Raw genomic sequence first — 23,564 nt, forward strand, 5'->3', positions numbered from 1 at the left:
CGTCTTTAGAACGAGTGCCGCAGACCGATACGTACATCGCTTTGCGTATTCGATGTCGATGGCGTGAAGCTATATCCAATCACCGCATCCACTCCGTTCGATGCCCTCAGGTAATCGCCGGAGATGTAGACATCGGTACGCTTGGACAAGAGGTAATGTAACGCGAGCGAACCCATGTTCCACTTGTGCCCCTCGAAGGCCGTGAATTGATAACCGCCGTAGAGAATGAGCGCCGGCGTGAAGTTATAGGACGCGCCGCCCTCGCCCACATGCATGTGCGACGATTGTCCAAAACCCTTGATCGTGGTGTACGTATAGTTGCCGAGCAGCATGAGGTTGCCGAACGCATACGATGAACCAATGCCGTAAGTCGCCTGGCTATCGACAGCAAGCGGCGTGCTGCTGAACAGATCGTTGAATGCACCAGTTGCCGGGTCCACCGTTGCAACAGTCTGGCCGAGGAAGGTCTTCGTGCCGATCATCGCGTAGGGATCGAACGCGTAGATGCCGTTCGGGTTGTTCAGGCGCGTGTATGCCGTGCCAATCGTGAAGTCGCCATGCGCGTAGTGCGCGCCTGCGCTATACGCGCTTTGCTGATGAAAATTGCCGGAGACATTGCCGAACGAATACATGCCGCCGAACGTGAGACCGCTGATGTCGGGCGACATGTATTTGATCGCGTTCGGCAAACGGTCGCCGTTCATGCGGTCGAAGTCGCCTTGGTGGATCGCGTAGCCGCTTGCGAACGCGGAGATATTGTAGCCTTCCATGAACTCGTTGGTCATGTCGAGCTGGTTACCCAGCGACACCGTTCCCCACTGGCTCTGCAATCCGACATACGCCTGACGCCCGAACTCCGCGCCGCCGAACGCGTATCGCCCGGTGCCGATATGAAAACCGGACTCCAGCGCGAAGATCGCCTTCAATCCGCCGCCGAGATCTTCAACGCCCTTGAACCCCAGCCGGTTGCCGTACGAGATGCCGTCCTCGAAGCGAAAGGCGTGCGAGCCGCCGGTGTTGTTCACGTAGGTGATACCCGCGTCCAGAATGCCGTACAACGTCACGCTGCCTTGTGCGTGGACCACGGCGGGTGCGGATACGGCGCTTGCGCTCAATGCAAGGGCCGCCAGCTTTGCGGCATTTCGCTTCTTCATCGTTGATTCTCCCTGATGCCCGGTTGCTCGTTGCGTTGGATAAAGCGAGTCCCGCGCTGCTCCGGCGAAGCCGTCCCGAAGGGCAGCCTCGCGCAACGCTCCCGCTCGATTTTTTATTGCTGAGACTTGTTGGTACGGTGATCTGAAGCTAGTGATGCCGGCGCTCGCTGCGGCACTTTCAAATGCGCGCACCAGCCATGCAAAAGTACGGGTCCATATTTAACGGGGCTCGACGGTTTGCGACGAAAACCTGCCCATGTGCGACGTATGTTGTTATTTCGATCCAAGCGCGGTTTGCACGGCTTGCAAACCATTCGCGCCTGTGGCCGTAGTCACACCATCGAGCCAACCCGTCAAGACATCGGGATTGCGCTTGAGCGCCGCGGCGGCAGCGGTATCGATGTTGGTCTTGTTTTGCAGCACGTCCGCGATGATCCCGTTTTCGAGGTCCACATTGAAGGTCATCTGCTTGAACAGGCGTCCGACGTTAGGGCATTCGCCGATATACCCCGTGCGTGCCACCGTGTTCACCGTCGCGCCGCCGAAGTTCGGGCCGAAGTACTTGTCGCCGCCATCGAGGTAAGTGAGATGAAATTTCGTGTTCATCAAATGCGGTTCCCACGCGAGAAACACGATCCATTTCTTCTCCCGCACAGCACGCTCGACCTGCGTCAGCATGCCGGTTTCGCTGGATTCAACGAGCTTCCAGCCATTGAGTCCGAAAGCCTTTTCATCGACCATTTTCTTGATGTTCTGGTTCGCCGGCGCACCCGGTTCAATGCCGTAGATCTTGCTTTCGAACTTGTCCGCGTTCTTCTGCAAATCGGCGAAGGTGTGGACGCCCGCGGCGGCCACATAGTCGGGAACGGCAAGCGTGAACTTGGCGTTGCTCAGGTTGGGATGCACGACCTCGATTGATTTTTCATCGACGAAAGGTTTGACCATGGGTGCCTGTGCAGGCATCCAGTTGCCGAGGAACGCGTCGATCTGCCCTTTCTTCAACCCTTGATACGTGATCGGCACCGATAGATTCGATACGGTCTGCTTGTAGCCCAGCGCCTTCAGCACCACGCCGGCCATGGCGTTGGTTGCGTCGATATCAGTCCAGCCCGGGTCCGCCATCTTCACCTGCAAGCAGCTTTGAGGTTCGGCCGCGACCACCGAGCTAATTGATGCGCAAAGCGCCGCAATGCAGAATAGTGCTTGTTTCAAGGGCTTTTTCATGGTGCCTTCCTGTGGGTGTGTTTTTTTAAAGCGCCTGAATCACTTCTTAACGGCGGGAAAACGCGCCATTGCTTCGAGCGTGTCCAGGTCGATGTGATTGCGCATATAACGCTGGCTGGCATCGACCGAGGGCTGCCAATCCCATGATTCGATCACGCCTTGCGTGGTGGCATCGAAATGAAACTGGCGGCGTCGCTGGCTTTGCACCACGTCTTCTCGCAGCTTCGCGAGATCCCAACGTTCCGCGATTTCCGCACGGAATGCAGCGACCTGCGCCGCGTGTTCCGGATGCGTGGCCAAGTTCGTTCGCTCGAGCGGATCGGCGGTGACGTTAAAAAGCTGATCGGGATCGGCCGGCGTATGGATGAACTTGAAATCGCCGCGACGCAACATGACGATAGGCGCAATCGCCCCTTCGGCAAGGTATTCGCCAATGGCTTCATCGTGCGCCCGAGGCTCGCCGCGAAGATGCGGCACGAGGCTTCTGCCATCGAGCGTATCGGGCCACACGGAGCGTTCGGAACCACGGCCCAGCTCGACCAGCGTCGGCAACACGTCGAGATGCGAGACCGACGCCTTCACATGTCGCGCCTCGAATTGTCCCGGCGCATGCACGATCAGCGGCACGCGGCACCCGCCTTCGAAGAACGTCATCTTGTACCAAAGGCCGCGTTCGCCGAGCATCTCGCCATGATCGGATGTCACGATCACGATGGTGTCATCGGCCATGCCCGATTGATCGAGCGCTTCGAGGATCGCGCCGAATTGCGCATCGACGTATGAAATCGCGCCGTAATACGCGTGACGTGCGTTGCGAATCTGCTGGTCGGTCGGCGGCGTCTTGTCGGTTTCGCAAACATAGCGGAGACGCTTCGAATGCGGATCGGCCGCTTCCAGCGAGTCGCGATACGCGGGCATCTCGATGTCTTCATCGCGATACATGTCCCAGTACTTCTGCGGAATCGCGTAAGGATCGTGCGGATGAGTCAGTGACGCCACCACGCAAAACGGCCGCGCATCTTTGCCGGCCTGACGCTCACGAGCAATATCGAAAAGCTTCTGGCGCGTGGTGTACGTGACTTCGTCGTCGAAATCGAGCTGATTGGTGCGCACGCACGGCCCTGCATCGATTACCGAACTCATGTTGTGATACCAGCTCGGGCGCGTCTCGAAGTCATCCCAGTTCGGCGTCCAGCCGAAATCGGCCGGGTAGATATCCGTGGTCAGCCGCTCTTCGAAACCGTGCAACTGATCGGGACCGCAGAAATGCATCTTTCCCGAAAGAACGGTCCTGTACCCCTCCGCGCGCAGATAATGTGCGAACGTCAATGTTTGCGATGGAAATTCGGCGGCGTTATCGTAGGCACCTATGTTGGATGGCAGCTTGCCGGACAAGAATGAAAAGCGCGAAGGCGCGCACAACGGACTCGCGCAGTAAGCGGAATCGAACACCACGCCGCGCGCCGCGAGCGCGTCCATGTTCGGTGTTTTTGTCACGTGGTGACCATAAGCCGATAACGCGAATGGCGTCATCTGGTCGGCCATGAGGATCAGGATATTTTGTCTGGGCTTAAGCATCGGGTGAGGCTCGAATAGAATCAATGGGTGAAACGCGGAACGCATTGCATCGCGTATCACTATTGCCGTTCAATTCGCGGCTGTGAAGAGAGCAAAACGTTATGAGCTCATAAGGGGCGCTTATGTCGAGACAGGATCGTTTGCCGCCAATGCAGGCGCTCTCCATGTTCGAGTCCGCCGCGCGTCTTGCCAGCTTTACCGCGGCCGCGCGCGAACTCGGCTCCACGCAGCCGGCAGTAAGCCAGCGTGTGGTGCAGCTCGAAGAAAATCTCGGCGCGCCGCTGTTCGAGCGAGGGCATCGCGGCGTGACGCTGACCGAGGACGGGGCGCGCTTGTTCGAAGCCGTGCGCCTGGGCCTGGAAACCATTCGCATCGCCACAAACGATATTCGCGCGCGACACTCGGCGCCCGCGCAGCAGTCGCTCAACCTTCTGACGGACTTCGGCTTCGCGACCTACTGGCTGATGCCGCGTTTGTCGCAATTCAAGGCGTTGATGCCTGACGTCGATGTGAAGATCACCACCGCGCAGGACGTGCTCGCGGCGGAACACGATCATGCGGATATCGTGATCGGCTTTGGTCATGTCTCCATGAACTGGCCTGGGCACGGCACGCTCAAGCTGTTTCCCGAACAGGTCACGCCCGTATGCAGTCCCGCGTTTCTGGCGCGGCACGGCAAGCCGGTGACTGCTGCAGACTTGAGCGAATTACCGCTGCTGCATCTCGAACCAACGAATCCTGAACGCTGGCTTTCATGGCACGGCTGGTTTGCAGCACACGGGCTGGCCGCGCCGCCTGCGCATCGCGGCATCACGTTCACTAGCTACGGCTTTGTTGCACACGCCGCGATCATGGGCCAGGGCGTGGCGCTTGGCTGGGCGCCGCTTGTGGATGAACTCGTCGCAAGCGGGCAATTGATCCGGCTATTCGATACACCCGTGATCACCGACGGAGGATATTTGCTAAGCGCTCCGCGCGCGCAAACAACGACCGTCTGTGCATTCCGCGATTGGCTGCTCGCGGAATGCGGCGTTGCATCCTGACGCTCATATACCAGCATCACGGCGCGTAGCTTCTAGCCGGGCGCATACGCGATTTGCTCTACTGGCATTTACACGCGCCGTGTTCGCGGCGCTGCCCTTTGCTAGTGGAGAAAACCGCATGGCCGGCGTTACAGTCAGTGAAACCCTTCCTCATCAACTCGTGCTGACGGTCGCTTGTCCAAGCGCCGCAGGACAGGTCGCCGCCGTGGTCGGCTTTCTCGACCGCCATCATTATTATGTCGATGAACTGACCGTTTTCGACGACGACCTCAGCCAGCGCTTTTTCGTGCGCTGCGTTTTCCATGGCGTGGATCGCGATGAAACCCTGCCGCTCGCGGCATTGCAGCAGGAATTCGCGCCGATCGCCGAGCGTTTTTCAATGACATGGGCCATTCATAATGTCGACGCGCGGCCGAAGGTTTTGATCATGGTGTCGAAGCTCGAGCATTGCCTCGCCGACCTGCTGTTCCGCTGGCGCATGGGTGAACTAAAGATGGATATTGTCGGGATTGGATCGAATCATCGTGACCTTGAACCGCTTGCCGTTCAGCATGGTCTGCCGTTTCATCACCTTCCTGTTACCGCCGAAACCAAACCGCAACAGGAAGCGCGTCTGCTCGATTTGTTCGAGACGTCCGGCGCGGAGTTGATGATCCTTGCGCGCTATATGCAGATTTTATCGGGCGAGACGAGCCGCAAGCTCGCCGCGCGCGCGATCAACATCCATCATTCGTTTCTGCCTGGATTCAAGGGTGCGAAGCCTTATCATCAGGCGCATACGCGCGGTGTGAAGCTGATCGGCGCAACGGCGCATTTCGTGACCGATGACCTCGATGAAGGTCCGATCATCGAACAGGTGGTCGAGCGCGTGGATCATTCATACAAGCCCGAACGCTTGCTGGCGACCGGACGCGATGTGGAATGCATCACGCTTGCGCGCGCGGTTAAAGCGTTCATCGAAAGGCGAGTGTTTATCAACGGCGATAGAACGGTAGTGCTGTAGCAACTTCGAACTGCCAAAAAGAAACGCCGCTTGATACAAGCGGCGTTTTCATTGAAGCGTTGAAACGTCCAGCATTGGAACGATTTAGTTCGTCCAGCTCGTCACACGATCTGCATGCGCATTCACCCATGCATCGGCAGCGGCGGCCGGCTTTGCGCCGTTCGTCGTTGCGAGCATGACGCTGTCAATCTCACCCGGTTTCCACTGGAACTTCTTCAGGAACGCGACAACCGTCGGCGCTTTCGTTTCCAGTCCAGGATTGACCACGCTGTCCACGTGCTCGGCTTCACCGAATACCTTCTTCGGATCGTCCAGGAACTTGAGCTTGTACTTCGCGAACATCCAGTGCGGCTTCCAGCCCGTCACGATGATCGGCTTCTTCGCATTCTCGGCGCGCGCCAGTTCCGCCGTCATCGCGCTGCCCGAACTCGGCATGAGCGTGTAGTCGAGGTTATAGGCCTTGATTGCCTCGCTCGTCTTCGACATCACGCCAGCGCCTGCGTCGATACCCACAATCCGTCCGCCGAAATCAGCCTTCTTCGCTTCGAGATCCGTGAGGCTCGTGACAGGCGCATCTTCCGGCACGATCAAGCCGATCTTGGCGTCAGGAAAGTTTGCGCCGAGGTCGACGACCTTGGACTTGAAGTTGTCCCAGTACGCGCCGTGCGTGACCGGCAACCACGCTGACAAGGTTGCGTCGAGGTCGCCGCGCGCCACGCCCTGCCACATCACGCCCGCTGCCACGGGCACGAGTTGCACGGGATAACCGAGCTTCTTCTCGATGATCTGAGCCGCGACATTCGACGTCGCCACGCTGTCATCCCAGCCTTCCACGTAACCGATCTTGATGGTCGGTTTCGCATCGGCGGCGATAGCGGACACGCTGGCCGCAGCCAACGCTGCGCTCATCGCGCTCACAACAAACAGTTTCTTGATCAGTTTCATTGTCTTCTCCCCTTCGCGGTACAAACGATATTGAGGCTTTAGAATCACTTGCCAGAAATACGCCGACTGGTTTTTTTTCGACACCCAGTTGTCCGGATGCGACCTCGTTTTATCCCGGTGCGTCGCCGGTCCTGATGAATACCCTTACTTGTCTACGATGAGATCGCTCAAAGGCTTGCTGCAACACAGAAGCACCATGCCCTGATCGATTTCCCGCTGACGAATGCCGCCGTTGTGCTTCATCTGCACTTCGCCGGAAAGTAGCTTGACCTTGCAGGTGCCGCACATGCCTTGCGTGCAAGAAGCGGGCAAGCGCACGCCGGATTTTTTGGCGGCATCCAGGACGTGTTGTCCGCTACCGCATTCAATTTCGCGATTGCTCTTGGCGAAGCTGACCTTGAACGTGGTTTCCGCAGGCACTGCCGCCGGTTCGGGTGTCGGCGCTGGTGCGGGTGCGGGTGCAAAGCCGACCGCGGTTTCACGCGCTTCGACAAACGTCTCGGCTGACTGCAACGCATCGGCGACATGAGCCGTGGTGAGTTCGGCTGCAAGCTCGGCGATCGTCTCGAAGGAAAAGCTTTCCTCGTGATAATGCTTTGCGTTGAAACCGCCTTCCGCGAGCAGATCGCGCACGGCTTTCATGTACGGCGCGGGACCGCACGTGAAAATTTCACGCTCCATGTAATCCGGCGCGATGAGCTTGAGCAAGGGCAGCGTAAGGAAACCCGTCACGCCCTGCCAGTTCGTTCTTGCGCCGACGCGTTCGCAGACGAATGCGGTACGGAAGTTCGACTGGTTCGACGCAATCAGGTCGAGCTCGCGAGCGAAGATGATGTCATCGGGCGTGCGCGCGCTGTGCACGAACACAATGTCGCGGTCTTCGCCCAGTTCGTGATGCGCGCGGCTCATGGACATCAATGGCGTGACGCCCGATCCCGCCGATAAAAACAGAAACTTGCGCGCCGGGTGCCTCGCGCAAGTGAACTCGCCAGCCGGTCCGAGCACGCGTACCTTGCCGCCGATCTGAAGATTATCGTGAAGCCAGTTCGATACCTTTCCGCCGGGTACGCGCTTCACCGTGATGGAAATGGTATGCGGGCGCGTAGGCGGTGACGAGATGGTGTAGCAGCGATTGATCGACTCGCCGTCTATCTCCAGCTCGAGCGTAATGAACTGACCCGGCTCGAAAACGAACGTGCGCTCACTCGGCGCGCGGAAGAAAAAGCTTTTGACGTCATGCGTTTCCTGACGCACGTGACAACAAACGAGTGTGTCGTCGGTATCGCTGTCCCAGCGTGCTGGAAGCTTGCCCCAGAACTCGGGCTGGGTGACTCGGTTCGGGGCGGGCTCGAACGTCGCCTGATCGCGCATCATCTGTTTCTCCGCTTTTAGCCTTGGTACGCGTTGTAATCAGCGCTTGAACGACACAACTTTTTCGCCGTGCGAAGAAGGTACGGCGACTTCATCCGGCGTATTCGCGTAGTCCTCCAGACGCCCGATGTACCACTCGCAGAACTTCTCCACCAAGCCTTCGGTGTAGGGCGAATACGGACCCGGTTCATACGCGCTGCTCGTCACGCCCAGTTGCGAAAATTCAACCAGCGCACGATCCTGATCGTTGGTCGCGCGCCAGACGGCCGTGAGGTTATCGACGTTGTAGTCAATGCCTTCGCGCGCGTCCTTGTTCACCAGCCACTTCGTGCGCACGAGCGTTTCTCCCGCCGACAGCGGAATCACCGAAAAGCTCACGATGTGATCGCTCATGAAGTGATGCCACGAGTTGGGTTGCGTCCAGAACGACAGGCCGCCGAGATCGGCTTGCTCAAAACCGCCGAGCAGTTTTGTCGATGCAACCTTGGCGTCCATGGTTTGCGATTCACCGCTGCGATCGAGCGGCAGGCGTTGCGTGCGAAAGCCGGTGACGAGATCCGCAAGCCGGTCGATTTCCTTCGACGGCAGGTTCATCGCTTCCCATTGCGCGGTACGTTCTTCCACGGTCTTGTCGAACGCGGCCATCGCTTCTTCGTTATCGGCGGAACGTTGATAACCGAAGCCGTATTCGTAGAGCGAGATGGTCAGTTCGGGATGATTCGCCACGCAGTGATAGCACTCGCGGTTGTTCTCCATGGTGAGCTTCCAGTTGCCCTTTTCGATGATGTCGATCGAAGCGGCAACCTTGCAATCAGCGAGACCATGCGGCAACAAATACGGTTCCATGGATGCACGCAGCACCGCGAAATCTGCAGGCGGCGTTTCGGCGAGACAAACGAAGATCAGCCCGGCGAGGTTCTCGAGATGAACCTTCTTCAGGCTGTGCTTGCATTTGTCGAACTGCTCGCCCATGTGTTCGGCGAACATCAGGTCGCCGTTCAGGTTGTACGTCCAGCTGTGATACGGACACACGATATTGCCAAGCGAGCCCTTTTCCGAGCTGCACAGACGCGCGCCGCGATGGCGGCAAACGTTATGGAACGCGCGGATCTGCATGTCGTCGTCGCGCACGATCAGAATTGAATCGTTGCCGAGTTCAACGGTCAGATAGTCGCCAGCTTCCGGCACGTCCGGCTCCACCGCCACCTGAATCCAGTGCTTGCGGAAGATCACCTCCATGTCCAGCGCGTGAATTTCCTCGCTCGCGTAGAAAGGCGCTTCGAGCGTGTGGCCCTTCTTGCGGCGTTCGATCATTGCGCGAACGTCAGCCGAAACTTTCATCGTGTACTCCGTGTTTTGGTGCCCCGGGCGACCTTGAACGCGCGGGAAATTTCATATCGCGAATCAGTAATCCACGAGTTGATGCTCGCGCAAATACGCCAGGATCACTTGTGCTTTTTCGACGGAAGTCCCTTCAATTACGACGCTTCCGCCACGGCTTTCGGTAGTTGTTGCAGAGAGCATGCGCGCGTGGCCCGAACGCTTCTCGGCCGCGGCCAGGCGCACGGGTTTTGCGGTCGCGGGTTTGACGGTCCATGCCGCGTGATCGGTCGCGCTCGCCGCACTGACCAGCACTTTTTCGATGGCGCCTTCGCGCAGCTTTGCATACGCGTAGCGCGGCGTGACGTTTGCCATCGGATGCACGGCGACAAGCGCCGGAAGCCTTGCCTGAACCCGGCGACGCAACCCTTTTGGCAGGAATTGCCGGACCGTCACGTGATCCGTTTCAATATCGATGTCCACCGCCGATGCAATCAACGGCAAGTCCAATGCATCGGCAAGCTGGTACGGCAGCATGCCGCTGTCTTGCGTGCCCTCCGCTCGCGTGCCGGTAAGGACGAGGTCATAGCCTTTCAAGCGAACGCTCAGCGCGGGCGTGATTTCATCGCCGTCGGCCACCGAAAGCACTTCGACTTTCGTCGCGCCCAACGCGAGATATTCGCGCAACGCGGGGTTCGTCGGATCGCCCGCGTGGATCACGTCGAGCGTCGCCTGATGTTTGACGGCAAGCGCCGATGCGAGCGTGAGTGCAGCGGCGTCGTTGCGGCTATAGCGCTGCGTTCCGCTGACCGGATGACGGCCGACCGATACCAGCACCGCAATCCTGCCCGCGCGTTTCGTGGTCGATGCGTTGACGTTCATGCAAGCGCTCCTTCCAGCTTTGCGGCATTTGGCACACCGCCACCGTGCGCGGACATTGCGCCCGGATTTGCGCGAGCGCTGCGCGCTGCAGCGGCAGCATCGGTCAGCGCTGCGATGGTTTCGGCCGCATCGCCGATGATCGTCAGATTGGCCCGTTTCGAAATCGGCGCACTTGCGTCCAGGTTCACCGCGATCACGTGGCGGCAATCCTTGATGCCCTGCAAATGCTGCACCGCGCCCGAGATACCAAACGCGATATAGATGCTGGCATCGACGGTCTTGCCTGTCGCACCGATCTGCTTGTCGCGCGGGAACTTGCCATCATCGACCGCGACCCGGCTTGCACCGATCGCGGCGCCAACCGTGCTGGCAAGACGCTCGAATGCAGGGACGTCGGTGACGCCGTTGCCTGCCGACACGATGAAATCCGCTTCCTCGAGTGCGACCTGCGCGGCATCGATTTCTTCAATGCCGAGGTCTTTGTACACGCTTGCGCTTTGCGTGCTTGCGCTCGCGAACTGCGCGGCATCGACATGCTCGCCAGCGCCTACAAAAGGCAAACGGACATCGACTGCATTCGGTGACAGCAAGATCACATCGGGCAATGTGCGAACCGCGTAAGCCTTGCGCGCCTGCGCGTAGACCGAAACATGCGCGGCATCGATCTCGACTACTTGCGTTGCGACCGATGCCTTGGCTTGCGCCGCGTATCGACGTCCGAGGTCGCCGTCGCCGGTGGCGTTATCGGGCAGAAAAATATGCGCCGGCGAGTACGCCGCGACACATGCAGCAAGCGTGTCGAGCGCAGCGTCGGGCGTGAACGCGCGGCGATCGAATGTGGGCAGTGCGATCACTTTGTCTGCGCCGAGCACGGCTGCGTCGTCTTTCAATTCGCCGAACACGAGCAATACGACTTGCGTCGCCGCATCCGAAAGCAATGCTGCAGCGGCGAGCGTCTGACGTGCGTGGTCATCGAGCGAACCGCGATCGCTGTGGGCCGCCACAAGCATGGACCGAAGCGCGGCAGATGTCGTGCGACGCGGCTTTGCCTGTTCACGATGCCCGCTCAGCGCCGCGAGATTGAGTCCACCCGCCGTTCCGATAACACCCAGCGTTATGCGTTTCAGTCCCTCGGCCGTAACCGAAAACGGCCGGCGCGGATCGATTCGTTTGATTGTGTGCATTGCTTACTCCAGCGCCGCTGCAACGAGTTCGGCAACGTCGAGCACCTCGGGACGCGCACCCACGACACCTTCGAGCATCGCCGTGCAATTCGGACATCCGACCGCTACGATCTCCGCGTTGACTGCGCGAGCGTCGTTAATGCGGATGTCGGGAATGCGCTGCTTGCCGGGAATGTCCGTGAGAGGCGCGCCGCCACCGCCGCCGCAGCATCGTCCGCGCATGCCATTGCGTTCCATCTCGACCACCTTGATGCCGATGGTCCGCAGCAACGTGCGCGGTGCTTCGGTCTCGCCGTTGTATCGGCCGAGATAGCACGGGTCGTGGTACGTGACGGTCTTGCCTGCCGCGAGCGCGCTTTCTGCCGATGGTTTCAGCTTGCCGCTTGCCACAAGCTCCGCAATCAGCGCCGTATGATGCTGCACTTCATACAAGCCACCGAGCGCACGATATTCATTGCGCAAACTATGCATGACATGCGGGTCGGCGGTGACGATCTTCCTGAACGAATACTGCGAGAGCGTTGCGATCAATTGCGCGGCGAGCTGCTGGAACGTGGCTTCGTCGCCGAGACGACGGGCGGTGTCGCCCGTGTCCGTTTCCACGCCGCCAAGTACCGCGTAATCCACGCCGGCCTTGTTCAGCACTTTGACCAGCGCACGCAACGAGCGTTGGTAGCGCATATCGAACGCGCCTTCGCCTGCGATCAGCAACACGTCGACCGGACGCCCGGGTTGCGCAACCTGAACTTGCAGATCGACGGCCCAGTCGTAACGCGCGCCGATATCAAAGCCATTCGCGCTGCCCGTCTCGCGCAGATTGGCAAGCGTTTCCGGACCCTTGCCCGGCACGATGCCTTCGACCAGCGTCTGGTTGCGCCGCATATCGACGATTGCATCCACGTGCTCGATCAACATCGGGCACTCCTGGACGCAGGCGAGGCAGGTGGTACACGACCAGATGGTGTCCGCCTCGATCATCGTGGAGATCAACGGTTTCGAAGGCGCGCCAGAATGTTCGCCGAGGGGAATGCCGGGCGTCGGGCTGCCTGCATACGCGGCGTCGGTTCCGCCGACCATGCCGGTCACCAGATCCTGAATCAGCTTCTTGGGGTTCAACGGCTGACCTGCCGCGAATGCCGGACATGCCGCTTCGCACTTGCCGCATTGCACGCAGGCATCGAAACTGAGCAACTGGTTCCATCGAAACTCGACCGGCTTGGCGACGCCGTATTCCTTCGCATCGAGAACGGGCATCTTGAGCGCGGTCGGCGGCACCACATCATGTTCATGACTGCGGCCGGTAAAGCGTTCCTGGCGCGGATGAAACGCCAGATGCAGCAAGCCTGCAAGCGCATGCTTCATGGGACCGCCGCGCGCAGCACCGAAGGTCATCGTGAACGCACCCGCTGCAATCAGCAATGCAACGATGATCGCCAATGCGCCGGACATCGCGGCGGCCGGCAGCACGATAAACAGCACGAGTCCCAGCGCAAACGATCCGAGCAACAACGGCAAGCTGTCCCACGGACCACGCGACAGACGCGCCGGCACCGCTTTCGCACCATGCCGGCGACGCCACACGAACACCGCGCCCACCAGCATGATCAACGCCGCGAGGAAAATCAGCTTGTCGATCCACGCCGAATAAATCGCGAGACCGTAGTTGATGAACACGAGCCCCATTGCGGCAATGGCGCCACCAGCCGTTGCCACATGGGTCTTGGCAATGTACGGATCACGCGCGACCACATGATGCAGATCGACAAAATAACGCTTCGGAATAGACAGCAAATTGCCCCATCCGTATGCGCCCGCGGCTGTCGCGCGGCCTTCGCGCCAGTACGCCGCGCGCTTGAACAATGCGAATGCCAGACCCGCCACCGACAACCACAACAACGCGGTAATGACAAACACCGGGCTCATTATCAGAAGTCCTTGACGAGGCGCAGCGCGTCGTAGATCGCGCCGTGAATGTTGTGCATGGAAATGCAATCGCCAACGCGGAACAGCAGGAAGCGACCATTGCCAAGCTCTTCGCTCAACGAGGGTTGCGGCTCCGATGCAAAGAGCTTGTGGACATCGACCTGTCCGCGATTGAGCGACTCTGGCTTGAGCTTCCAGTAGAGATCGTCGTTCGGCGTAATGCCGTTCTCGATCACGACCTGATCGACCGCCCGCTCTTCCTGCTCTTCGGTGTATTCGTTGCGGATCACGGCGATCTTCTTGCCGTCTTCCTCGTAGACTTTATCGAGCCAGTAGTTAGGCGTGGAGATCACACCTTGCGCATACAGCCGCCGATAAAAAATCGGGAACGTCGTACCGCCCACGTCGTCGGAGACCTTTACGTCCGGCGTCACGATCTCGACATTCGCACCACGGCTCGCGATGAAATCCGCCACGCCCGCGCCCGCGTGCATGCTGACACCGTCATACACCAGCACGTTCTTGCCGGGCTCGACCTTGCCTGAAAGAATGTCCCACGAACTCACCGCGAGCCCTTCTTCGACACCCCACGCCGGAACCTGCTGCGTGAACGACGAACCCCCGGTCGCCAACACGATGATGTCCGGCTTCTCCGCCATGATCATCTTCTCGTCGGCGGCAACGCCCAGGCGGCGATCCACGCCAAGGCGCTTCGTTTCCATATCGAACCAGCGCACAATGCCGGCCATCTGTTCACGTTGCGGCGCCTTCGCGGCCAGCATGATTTGCCCGCCGACGTAGTCGTTCTTTTCGAACAGCACCACGTCATGGCCGCGCGATTTCGCAACCCGCGCGGCTTCGAGTCCTGCAGGACCCGCGCCCACGACCACCACCTTGCGCTTCGGTCCGCGCGACTTTTCGATCACGTGCGGCATGGTTGCTTCACGCGATGTCGCCGCGTTCTGCACGCACAATACGTCGAGTCCGTTGTACTGGCGGTCGATGCAATAGTTCGCGCCCACGCACTGCTTGATCTCGTCTTCGCGGCCATCGCGAATCTTGATGACCATGTGCGGATCGGCGATCTGCGCGCGCGTCATGCCGACCAGGTCGATCATGCCGGATTCGAGCAGACGCTCCGCTTGCCCGGCCTCGCGAATACTTTGCGCGTGCATGACCGGCAGCTTCACGACCGACTTGATACCGGCAGCCAGGTGCACGAACGGCTCGGGCGGCAACGCCATCGGCGGCATGCAGTTCGCGAGCGTGTTGTGCGTATCGGCACCGGATCCAATCACGCCGATATAGTCGATCAGACCCGACTCCGACATCGACTGAGCGATCTCTTTCAGTTGCGTGTGATCGAGTCCGTCTTCGTGAAATTCGTCGCCGCACATGCGCAGGCCGACGCAGAAGTCAGGGCCTACCGCTTCACGCACGGCCTTCAACACTTCGTTCCCGAAGCGAAGGCGATTCTCGAGCGAGCCGCCCCATTCATCGGTACGAAAATTCGTGCGCGGGCTCCAGAATTGGTCAATGAGATGCTGGTGCGCCGCCGAGATTTCGACGCCATCCATACCCGCGTCTTTCACGCGTTTCGCGGCCGCCGCGAAGTCGGTGATGATGCGTTTGATTTCCTCGACTTCAATGATCTTCGCGTTACCGCGATGCACCGGTTCACGCACACCCGAAGGCGACATCAAGTGCGGCCAATGTTCGCCGTGATACGCCGTACGACGGCCCATGTGCGTTGCCTGGATCATGATCTTCGCGCCGTGCTTGTGCATGGCTTCAGCAAGACGCGCAAGCGGATCGATGATCTGATCCGTCGACAGGTTCACCGACTTCCACCATCCTTGCGGACTATCCACCGACACCGGGCTCGAACCGCCGCACACCGCGAGTCCAACACCACCCTTCGCCTTCTCTTCGTAATAGCGGATGTATCTGTCGCCCGGCAAACCACCCGGCTCCGCGTAGACCTCCGCGTGCGCGGTGCTGACAATGCGATTGCGCAGCGTCAGCTTGTTCAACGTGAGAGGCTTGAAAAGGTTGGGGTAACGCATCGCGGTCGACCTCGGATTTATCTATGTACTGTGCGGCTTGCTACGCGTTCACGCTGCCAGCGGCGTCACTTCGAACACGCAATGCGGATAACCTTCCGCGGCGCATTGCGTTTCGACCGAGAACGACTTTGGTCCCTTCTTCGTGCCTTCCGGCGCGGTGTCGTTGACCCAGTCCATCGCACCTGAAAACCAGCCGGCGAACATGTAGCAAAGCTTGCCTTCCCTTCCCGGCTGCGCAAGCACGAACGACGAGTTATGCAAGTGCACGGTTGCCGTCGATGCTGCCGGATCGCTCTTTACGATCGAGAACAAACCCCAGCCGCGCTGCGACAGGCGCTTCAGATAATGCTCGAACACCGCCATGCCGCTGATGCCGTGCTGCTTGGCTTCCTTGTCGCACCAGTGATACGCCGACTTGTGGCCCGCCGTGTACAGGCTTTTTGCGTACACTTCGCGGCCCAGTGCTTCTTCAACGGCAAGATGATTGTTCGTGAAGAAATGGCGGGGAACGTACAGCATGGGCAGCGAATCCGTGGTCCAGACGCCGGTTTCCGGATCAACGTCAATTGGCAATTGCGGTTGCATTGTTTAGTTTTCCTGGGAATGAGGGCTTAGACGTTCCAGACGCTGTCGAACACGCGTACCCAGTTCTCGCCCATGACCTTCTTGATGCGCGACTCGCTCCAGCCGGCGCGTTCCATCGCGGCCGTCAGGTTCGGGAATTCGCCGATCGTACGGATTCCTTCCGGATTGACGACCTTGCCGAAATTCGTCAATTGCCGATAACGGCCCTTGTCGTGCGTGATCCAGTCGAAGAATTCCGTGCTGTAGCCTTGCGTGAAGTCCGTGCCAATGCCCACGTTGTCTTCGCCTATCAGATCGACCACGTATTCAATCGCTTCGAGATAATCCTCGACGGTTGCATCGGGGCCGCGCTTAAGGAACGGCGCAAACATCGTCACGCCTACAAAACCGCCTGCATCGACAATTTCCTTGAGCTGCTCATCCGTCTTGTTGCGCGGGTGTTCCTTCAGGCCCGAAGGGCAGCAATGCGAATAGCAAACCGGCTTGGTCGACGCCGCGATCGCTTCAGAAGAAGTCTTGCCGCCAACATGCGAAAGATCGACCATGATGCCGACGCGATTCATCTCCTGGATCACTTCGCGGCCGAAACCGGACAGGCCGCCATCGCGTTCGTAACATCCCGTACCCACCAGGTTTTGCGTGTTGTAGCAGAGCTGCACCACGTTCACGCCAAGCTGCTTGAACGTTTCGATATAACCCAGGTTGTCCTCGAATGCATGCGCATTCTGGAAGCCGAAAATGATGCCGGTCTTGTTCTCTTTCTTCGCGCGGCGAATGTCGTCCGTGGTGCGTACGAGCGTGAGAATGTCGCTGTGTTCGCGCATCATCTGGCGCATTTCGGCGATGTTGTCCACGGTCTTCTGGAAGCTCTCCCAGACGGACACGGTGCAGTTCACCGCGGTCACGCCGCCCTTTCTCATGTCCTCGAACACGGAAAGCACGAACTTCGAAATGTTCAGCCCGTCGATGATGATGCTGGTGTCGTGCAATGTGCTCATCTCATGCTCCAGAATGGGAGGACGTATCAATTGATCAATAAATGGGGAAGCGTTCGCACAGCGCGAAAATCTCGCGGCGCACGCGATGTTCTGTATCGGCATGGCCTTCCGGGTGGTCGCGCAACGCGTCGAACACTTCCACGATCAAGCGGCCAATATCGCGGAACTCGGCCACGCCGAAACCGCGCGTCGTGCCGGCCGGCGTACCCAAGCGCACGCCCGAGGTGACGGTGGGCTTTTCCGGATCGAACGGAATGCCGTTCTTGTTGCACGTGATGCCGGCGCGCTCAAGCGCGTGCTCGACCTGATTGCCCTTCAAACCCTTCGGACGCAGATCGACGAGCAGCAAGTGGTTGTCGGTGCCGCCTGTGACGAGGTCCACGCCGCCCGCCTTCAGCACTTCGCCGAGCGCCTTGGCGTTTGCCAGCACGTTGTCTATATACGTCTTGAACGAAGGCTGCAGCGCCTCGCCGAAGGCCACGGCCTTACCGGCGATCACGTGCATGAGCGGGCCGCCCTGAAGGCCCGGGAAGACCGCGGAATTGATCTTCTTGGCGATATCTTCGTCATTGGTCAGCACGAATCCGCCGCGCGGACCGCGCAAGGTCTTGTGCGTGGTTGAAGTCACCACGTGCGCATGTTCGACCGGATTCTGATGGCGCCCCGCCGCGATCACGCCGGCAATGTGCGCCATGTCGACCATCAGCTTTGAACCGGCTTTTTCGGCGATGGCGCGCAGCCGTGCAAAGTCCAGTTCACGCGGATAAGCCGAGAAGCCCGCGATCAACAACGTCGGCTTGTGCTGCATTGCGAGTTCTTCGATTTGCTCGTAATCGATCAACATGGTCTCGCGGTTCACGCCGTACTGAACCGCGTTGAACCACTTGCCCGACATTGCGGGCTTCGCGCCATGCGTCAGGTGACCGCCCGCATCCAGCGACATGCCGAGTACCGTATCGCCCGGCTTGGTCAGCGCGAGCATCACTGCGCCGTTGGCCTGGGCGCCGGAATGCGGTTGCACGTTCGCGAACTGAGCGTTGAAGATTTGCTTCACGCGATCGATCGCAAGCGTTTCGATTTCATCGACGAATTCGCAACCACCGTAATACCGCTTGCCCGGATAACCTTCCGCGTACTTGTTCGTCAGCACCGAGCCTTGCGCTTCCAGCACGGCGCGCGACACGATGTTTTCCGACGCGATCAGTTCGATCTGCGACTGCTGGCGCTCCAGCTCCTTGAGAATGGCGCTGCGCACGGGTGTGTCCCGAGAGGCGAGCGGTTCGTCGAAGAAAGGCGCAGCGGGACGAGTGGTGGAATTTGACATTGAAACATCCGTGAGTTCGGGGACAAGTCGTATTTTGGAAGGTGGACTTGCGATGCCGGGGCATTCAAAAAGCGCTTCCCAATGCGTCTATTCTTGACTTTCGTCCAATCCGCCAATTTATGAATTTAGACGTGTTCTTGGCCTTTTCCGACATGAGCGTCCGTTTTACACAAGTCGCACTGAGCGCTTTCAGATAGGCCGCTCCTTGCTGCACTGCGGCGGACATTTCGCGCTCTCGCGCGGTGCGCATTCATCGCACTATCCCCGTGCCGGTGCGCTATCGGCGACTTTCATTTGCGTAAGCTTCAATGCCGATAGGGTTTAGCCTGATGGCATGCTAGTTGCAAACATCTACAAAATGTCCATAGTCGTGTCCCCACGACACAGCAACCCACGATTCGAAGGAATCATTCCTCTCATGTCCCCCGACCGCACCGCGTCGCTCGCGCATTTTGCGTTCATGCCGCTGCCGAACTTCACGATGATCGCGTTCACCAACGCCATCGAAGTGCTGCGCATGGCGAACTATCTGACGGGGCAGAAGCTTTACACGTGGTCTATCGTGAGTCCTGAAGGTGGCCCGGTGTCGGCGAGCAACGGTCTTTCCGTCGATACAGGTCCGGTCGATAGCGTAGGTCAGCCGGACATCGTGTTCGTGGTTGGCGGTATCGACGTACAGCGCGAAACCACGGCGTCGCATCTTGCCGCGTTGCGCCGATTCGCGCGTCTGGGCAGCGCCCTCGGCAGTCTCTGCACGGGCACCTACGCGCTTGCACGCGCTGGCCTGCTCGCCGGTTATGCATGTGCAATCCATTGGGAAAACATGTCGGCGCTGAAAGAGGAATTTCCCGACACACGCTTTCTCAAGGAGCTGTTTGTTATCGACCGGGATCGCGTGACGTGTACCGGCGGCGTTGCGCCGCTCGACATGATGCTCAATCTCATTGCTACGCGCGTGGGTTCCGCCAAGGTCACGCAGATCGCGGAGCAGTTTATCGTGGAGCATGTTCGCGATACCAGCGCACAGCAGCGCATGCCGCTGGTTGCGCGCCTTGGGTCGGCGAACAAGTCGTTGTTCGAAGTGATTTCGCTGATGGAAAACAACATAGAGGAGCCGTTGTCGCGGGAAGAACTCGCGCGGCTTGCGGGGATGTCGCAGCGGCAATTGCAGAGATTGTTTCGCGAGCATCTCGGCATGACACCCACGCACTATTACCTCACGCTGAGGCTGCGGCGTGCGCGCGAATTGCTACTTCAAACCGATATGTCGATCATGCACATCACGATGGCTTGCGGCTTTCAGTCGGCATGCCATTTCAGCAAGAGTTATCGCGATGCGTTCGGGACGGCGCCCACGCGCGAACGCCGCCGCCAGTTGCCTCCGCTCGCCGTTGTTCCTGCAATGGCCATTGTGCAAAGCGCCGCATAAGAGCCTGTTTCAAGCCTTATGCGACGACCGCAGGACTCACGCTTCAAGCGGCTTTCAGCAATCCGTGCGGATCGATCACGAACTTGCGCGGCGCACCGCCATCGAATTGACGATACCCATCCGGCGCCTGATCGAGCGTCACCACCGACACATTCACAATATCCGCAATCGGCAAGCGGTCCCACAAGATCGCCTGCATCAGGTTCTGGTTGTATTTCATGACAGGCGTCTGCCCCGTGAAAAACGAATGCGATTTCGCCCAGCCCAGACCGAAGCGGATGCTCAACGCGCCCTTCTTCGCGGCTGCATCGGCGGCGCCTGGATCGTCGGTGACATACAGGCCCGGAATCCCGATTGCGCCCGCTACCCGCGTGATCTCCATCAGCGAATTCAATACTGTCGCGGGCGCTTCCTGTTGGTGTCCGCTGCTGCCGGTGCCGTGCGCTTCGAAGCCGACGCAATCGACCGCGCAATCCACTTCCGGCGTGCCGAGAATCGCGGCGATCTGTTCGCTGAGCGTTGCGTCCTTCGATAAATCCACCGTCTCGAAGCCCACCTTGCGCGCGTGCGCCAAACGCTCTTCGTTCATATCGCCGACAATCGTGACAGCCGCGCCCAGCAGGCGCGCCGACGCCGCGGCGGCCATCCCCACCGGTCCCGCGCCCGCGATATAAACCGTCGATCCCGGTTTCACGCCCGCCATCACGGCGCCGTGATATCCCGTCGGCAAAATGTCCGAAAGGCATGTGAGGTCGCGGATCTTCGACATCGCCTGATCGCGATCAGGAAACTTCAGCAGATTGAAATCCGCGTACGGAACCATGACGTATTCAGCCTGACCGCCAATCCAGCCGCCCATGTCCACGTATCCATATGCGCCGCCCGCCCGCGATGGATTCACGTTCAGGCATACGCCGGTGTTCTGCGCCTTGCATGTCGGACAGCGTCCGCACGCCACGTTGAAGGGCACGGAAACCAGATCGCCGATCTTCAGTGTCTCCACGTCGCGGCCGATTTCAATGACTTCGCCGGTGATCTCGTGTCCGAGCACGAGCCCGACCTGAGCGGTCGTCCGGCCTCGGACCATGTGCTGGTCGGACCCGCAAATGTTGGTGGTGACGACCTTGAGAATCACGCCGTGGCCGATTTGCCGGCCGGCTGGATCGACCATCTTCGGATAGTCGATGGATTGCACTTCCACCTTGCCCTGCCCTAAATACACAACACCGCGATTGTTGCTCATGCCTGTCTCCGTTCTCGTGGACGATCCGCATGGCTGACAGCGCCATGCACCGTCATACGAGCGTAGTCCCGTCCCGCACCCGAGATGCGCCTGAAACGCGACATGGGTTTGCCCGGAACCGACATCGCGGTTTTTTATTGATTGACCGTTCAATATAAAATCCATAGCATCCGGGTCATGCATCTGGTAGCCGCTATAGAGATAACGTTTATGCCCAAGCTTGGAATGCGCGAGATCCGCCGGGCGCAGCTGATCGATGCGACCCTGCTCACCATCGACCATGCGGGTCTTCCCGGAACCACGCTGGCATCCGTCGCACAGCGCGCGAGCATATCAACGGGTATCGTCAGCCATTATTTCGGCGATAAAGACGGCCTGCTCGAAGCCACCATGCGCCATGTTCTGCGCGATCTTTGGAACGCGACTTCGCGCAAACGCCGCCTTGCGAAAGACGAACCGCGAGCACGTTTGCGCGCTGTCGTCGCCGCGAATTTCGATGCGGCGCAAGTCAGCAATCCGGTCACGAAGACATGGCTCGCGTTCTGGTCGGAGAGCATGCACAAACCGCAACTGCAGCGCCTGCAACGCATCAATACCCGCCGGCTCTACTCCAACCTGTGCGCCGATTTCTCCAAGGTCCTGCCGCGTGTTGCAGCGCGTCGTGCTGCGAGCGGCCTGGCCGCGCTGATCGACGGTTTGTGGCTGCGCGGCGCATTGTCGGGGGAACCCTTCGACACAAAGGCCGCGGTGCGGCTCGCCAACGACTACATCGACCTCGTGCTCGATACACGCGGCCGCACATTCACCTGAGGACTACGCCATGCCCGCATTCGAATTGCAGCGCCTGTACATAGGCGGCGCTTACGTCGACGCCACCAGCGGCGAAACCTTCACCACGACCGATCCCGCCACCGGCGAAACGCTTGCAAGCGTGCAACAGGCGAGCGAAGCCGATATCGATCGTGCCGTGCGATCAGCGCATGACGGGCAGCGTGAGTGGGCCGCCATGACCGCCATGCAGCGCTCACGCATCCTGCGTCGCGCGGTGCAGATTCTGCGCGAACGCAACGACGAACTCGCCGCGCTCGAAACACGCGATACAGGCAAGCCGATCGCGGAAACACGGGCGGTCGATATTGTCACGGGCGCCGATGTGATCGAGTACTACGCCGGGCTTGCAACGGCAATAGAAGGCCGGCAAATTCCGCTGCGCCCGACATCGTTTGTCTATACGCGCCGCGAACCGCTCGGCGTTTGCGCGGGCATTGGTGCGTGGAATTATCCAATTCAGATCGCGTGCTGGAAGGCAGCGCCCGCCCTCGCCGCCGGCAACGCGATGATCTTCAAGCCAAGCGAAGTCACGCCCTTGAGCACGTTGAAGCTCGCCGAGATCTTCACGGAAGCGGGAGTCCCCGCGGGCGTGTTCAACGTCGTGCAAGGCGACGGCCGCGTCGGCGCAATGCTCGCGGCACATCCGGACATAGCGAAGGTATCGTTCACCGGCGGTGTGGAAACGGGCAAGAAGGTCATGTCGACGGCGGGCGGTTCGTCGTTGAAAGAAGTCACGATGGAACTCGGCGGCAAGTCGCCCCTGATCGTTTTCGATGACGCCAATCTTGAACGTGCCGCAGACATTGCCATGAGCGCGAACTTCTTCAGCTCGGGCCAGGTTTGTACAAACGGCACGCGCGTATTTGTTCAGCGCGAGGTATATACGAAATTCGAAGTGCTGATTCTTGAACGCATCAAGCGCATTCGGATTGGTTCACCGACGGACGCCAACACCAATTTCGGGCCGTTGGTCAGCGCAGCGCAGTTGCACAAGGTGCTGGGGTTTATAGAGAGCGGCAAGAAAGAAGGCGCGCGGCTGCTGGCGGGTGGATCGCGGATCGAGCACGGTGGGTTCGCCCAAGGACAATATGTCGAACCAACCGTCTTCACTGATTGCCACGATGGCATGCGCATTGTGCGCGAAGAAATCTTCGGGCCTGTCATGAGCATCCTGATCTTCGATGGGGAAACCGAAGTAATCGACCGGGCGAATGCGACATCGTATGGGTTGGCCGCGGGTGTGGTGACCGAGAACCTTGCACGTGCGCATCGTGTGATTCATGCAATCCAGGCTGGCATCTGCTGGATCAATACGTGGGGCGAGTCGCCTGCGGAAATGCCCGTTGGCGGCTTCAAGCAATCGGGCGTAGGCCGCGAGAACGGCATCACCACGCTCGAACACTACACGAGCATCAAGTCCGTTCAGGTCGAGATGGGTCCCTATCAAGCCGTGTTCTGAGG

At 59.5% G+C, this 23,564-nt stretch carries 19 protein-coding genes; 5 read left to right on the plus strand and 14 right to left on the minus strand.

Features of this window, described 5'->3' with window-relative positions; translation table 11 throughout:
• Window positions 1–5: 5 nt before the first annotated feature.
• From ASG35_RS22545 to betC, 3 genes are all read right to left on the minus strand, one after another.
• Window positions 6–1,154 (minus strand): porin, encoded by a 1,149-nt coding sequence (locus tag ASG35_RS22545; protein WP_056362917.1) that lies wholly within the window; start codon window positions 1,152–1,154, stop codon window positions 6–8.
• A 273-nt stretch (window positions 1,155–1,427) separates the two neighbouring features.
• The gene (locus ASG35_RS22550; protein ID WP_056362920.1) at window positions 1,428–2,378 is read right to left on the minus strand and encodes a choline ABC transporter substrate-binding protein; all 951 of its coding nucleotides are present in this window, start codon (window positions 2,376–2,378) and stop codon (window positions 1,428–1,430) included.
• Window positions 2,379–2,417: 39 nt separating this feature from the next.
• Complete coding sequence (betC, locus tag ASG35_RS22555) at window positions 2,418–3,956, minus strand: choline-sulfatase (protein WP_056362925.1); 1,539 nt, start codon at window positions 3,954–3,956, stop codon at window positions 2,418–2,420.
• A 122-nt stretch (window positions 3,957–4,078) separates the two neighbouring features.
• Here betC and ASG35_RS22560 point away from each other — a divergent pair, with 122 nt between their 5' ends.
• Window positions 4,079–4,999, plus strand: a complete 921-nt coding sequence (locus ASG35_RS22560) for a choline sulfate utilization transcriptional regulator (RefSeq protein ID WP_056362928.1) — start codon at window positions 4,079–4,081, stop codon at window positions 4,997–4,999.
• 118 nt (window positions 5,000–5,117) lie between these two features.
• The gene (purU, locus tag ASG35_RS22565) at window positions 5,118–6,002 is read left to right on the plus strand and encodes a formyltetrahydrofolate deformylase (RefSeq protein WP_056362931.1); all 885 of its coding nucleotides are present in this window, start codon (window positions 5,118–5,120) and stop codon (window positions 6,000–6,002) included.
• An 84-nt stretch (window positions 6,003–6,086) separates the two neighbouring features.
• On the opposite strand, the gene ASG35_RS22570 is transcribed toward purU, so the two are convergent.
• The 10 genes from ASG35_RS22570 to ASG35_RS22615 all read right to left on the minus strand — a co-directional run bounded on the left by ASG35_RS22570 (window position 6,087) and on the right by ASG35_RS22615 (window position 18,600).
• Window positions 6,087–6,947: a glycine betaine ABC transporter substrate-binding protein gene (locus ASG35_RS22570; protein ID WP_056362933.1), complete on the minus strand. Its 861-nt coding sequence runs from the start codon at window positions 6,945–6,947 to the stop codon at window positions 6,087–6,089.
• Window positions 6,948–7,091: 144 nt separating this feature from the next.
• Complete coding sequence (locus tag ASG35_RS22575) at window positions 7,092–8,321, minus strand: hybrid-cluster NAD(P)-dependent oxidoreductase (RefSeq protein ID WP_056362936.1); 1,230 nt, start codon at window positions 8,319–8,321, stop codon at window positions 7,092–7,094.
• Window positions 8,322–8,357: 36 nt separating this feature from the next.
• Window positions 8,358–9,659, minus strand: a complete 1,302-nt coding sequence (locus ASG35_RS22580; protein ID WP_056362939.1) for an aromatic ring-hydroxylating oxygenase subunit alpha — start codon at window positions 9,657–9,659, stop codon at window positions 8,358–8,360.
• 63 nt (window positions 9,660–9,722) lie between these two features.
• A complete protein-coding gene (locus tag ASG35_RS22585) occupies window positions 9,723–10,520 on the minus strand; it encodes a drug:proton antiporter (protein ID WP_056362943.1) in 798 nt (265 codons plus the stop codon).
• Window positions 10,517–11,704, minus strand: coding sequence for an electron transfer flavoprotein subunit alpha/FixB family protein (locus ASG35_RS22590; RefSeq protein ID WP_056362946.1), 1,188 nt, complete (start codon window positions 11,702–11,704; stop codon window positions 10,517–10,519). Before ASG35_RS22590 ends, ASG35_RS22585 begins: the two co-directional genes overlap by 4 nt.
• A gap of 3 nt (window positions 11,705–11,707) precedes the next feature.
• Window positions 11,708–13,627 (minus strand): (Fe-S)-binding protein, encoded by a 1,920-nt coding sequence (locus ASG35_RS22595; protein WP_056362949.1) that lies wholly within the window; start codon window positions 13,625–13,627, stop codon window positions 11,708–11,710.
• A gap of 2 nt (window positions 13,628–13,629) precedes the next feature.
• On the minus strand, window positions 13,630–15,693 hold the full coding sequence (locus tag ASG35_RS22600; protein WP_056362953.1) for an NADH:flavin oxidoreductase: 2,064 nt from the start codon (window positions 15,691–15,693) through the stop codon (window positions 13,630–13,632).
• A 48-nt stretch (window positions 15,694–15,741) separates the two neighbouring features.
• Window positions 15,742–16,278, minus strand: coding sequence for a DUF5943 domain-containing protein (locus tag ASG35_RS22605; RefSeq protein WP_056362956.1), 537 nt, complete (start codon window positions 16,276–16,278; stop codon window positions 15,742–15,744).
• Window positions 16,279–16,304: 26 nt separating this feature from the next.
• Window positions 16,305–17,276, minus strand: a complete 972-nt coding sequence (locus tag ASG35_RS22610) for a dipeptidase (protein WP_056362959.1) — start codon at window positions 17,274–17,276, stop codon at window positions 16,305–16,307.
• A 34-nt stretch (window positions 17,277–17,310) separates the two neighbouring features.
• Window positions 17,311–18,600, minus strand: a complete 1,290-nt coding sequence (locus ASG35_RS22615) for a serine hydroxymethyltransferase (protein WP_056362962.1) — start codon at window positions 18,598–18,600, stop codon at window positions 17,311–17,313.
• Between the two features lie 418 nt (window positions 18,601–19,018).
• Between ASG35_RS22615 and ASG35_RS22620 the strand changes: the two genes are divergently transcribed.
• Window positions 19,019–20,029, plus strand: a complete 1,011-nt coding sequence (locus ASG35_RS22620; protein WP_056362965.1) for a GlxA family transcriptional regulator — start codon at window positions 19,019–19,021, stop codon at window positions 20,027–20,029.
• A 43-nt stretch (window positions 20,030–20,072) separates the two neighbouring features.
• On the opposite strand, the gene fdhA is transcribed toward ASG35_RS22620, so the two are convergent.
• The gene (fdhA, locus tag ASG35_RS22625; protein ID WP_056362969.1) at window positions 20,073–21,272 is read right to left on the minus strand and encodes a formaldehyde dehydrogenase, glutathione-independent; all 1,200 of its coding nucleotides are present in this window, start codon (window positions 21,270–21,272) and stop codon (window positions 20,073–20,075) included.
• 210 nt (window positions 21,273–21,482) lie between these two features.
• On the opposite strand from fdhA, the gene betI reads away from it, so the two are divergent.
• Both betI and betB read left to right on the plus strand, forming a co-directional pair.
• The gene (gene betI, locus ASG35_RS22630; protein WP_056363789.1) at window positions 21,483–22,082 is read left to right on the plus strand and encodes a transcriptional regulator BetI; all 600 of its coding nucleotides are present in this window, start codon (window positions 21,483–21,485) and stop codon (window positions 22,080–22,082) included.
• 10 nt (window positions 22,083–22,092) lie between these two features.
• Window positions 22,093–23,562 carry a betaine-aldehyde dehydrogenase gene (gene betB, locus ASG35_RS22635; protein ID WP_056362972.1) on the plus strand — a complete coding sequence of 490 codons (1,470 nt, stop codon included), beginning with the start codon at window positions 22,093–22,095 and terminating at the stop codon, window positions 23,560–23,562.
• The last annotated feature ends 2 nt before the right edge of the window (window positions 23,563–23,564 follow it).

Origin of the sequence: Burkholderia sp. Leaf177, assembly GCF_001424345.1 — a bacterium.
Classification (GTDB): Bacteria; Pseudomonadota; Gammaproteobacteria; order Burkholderiales; family Burkholderiaceae; genus Caballeronia.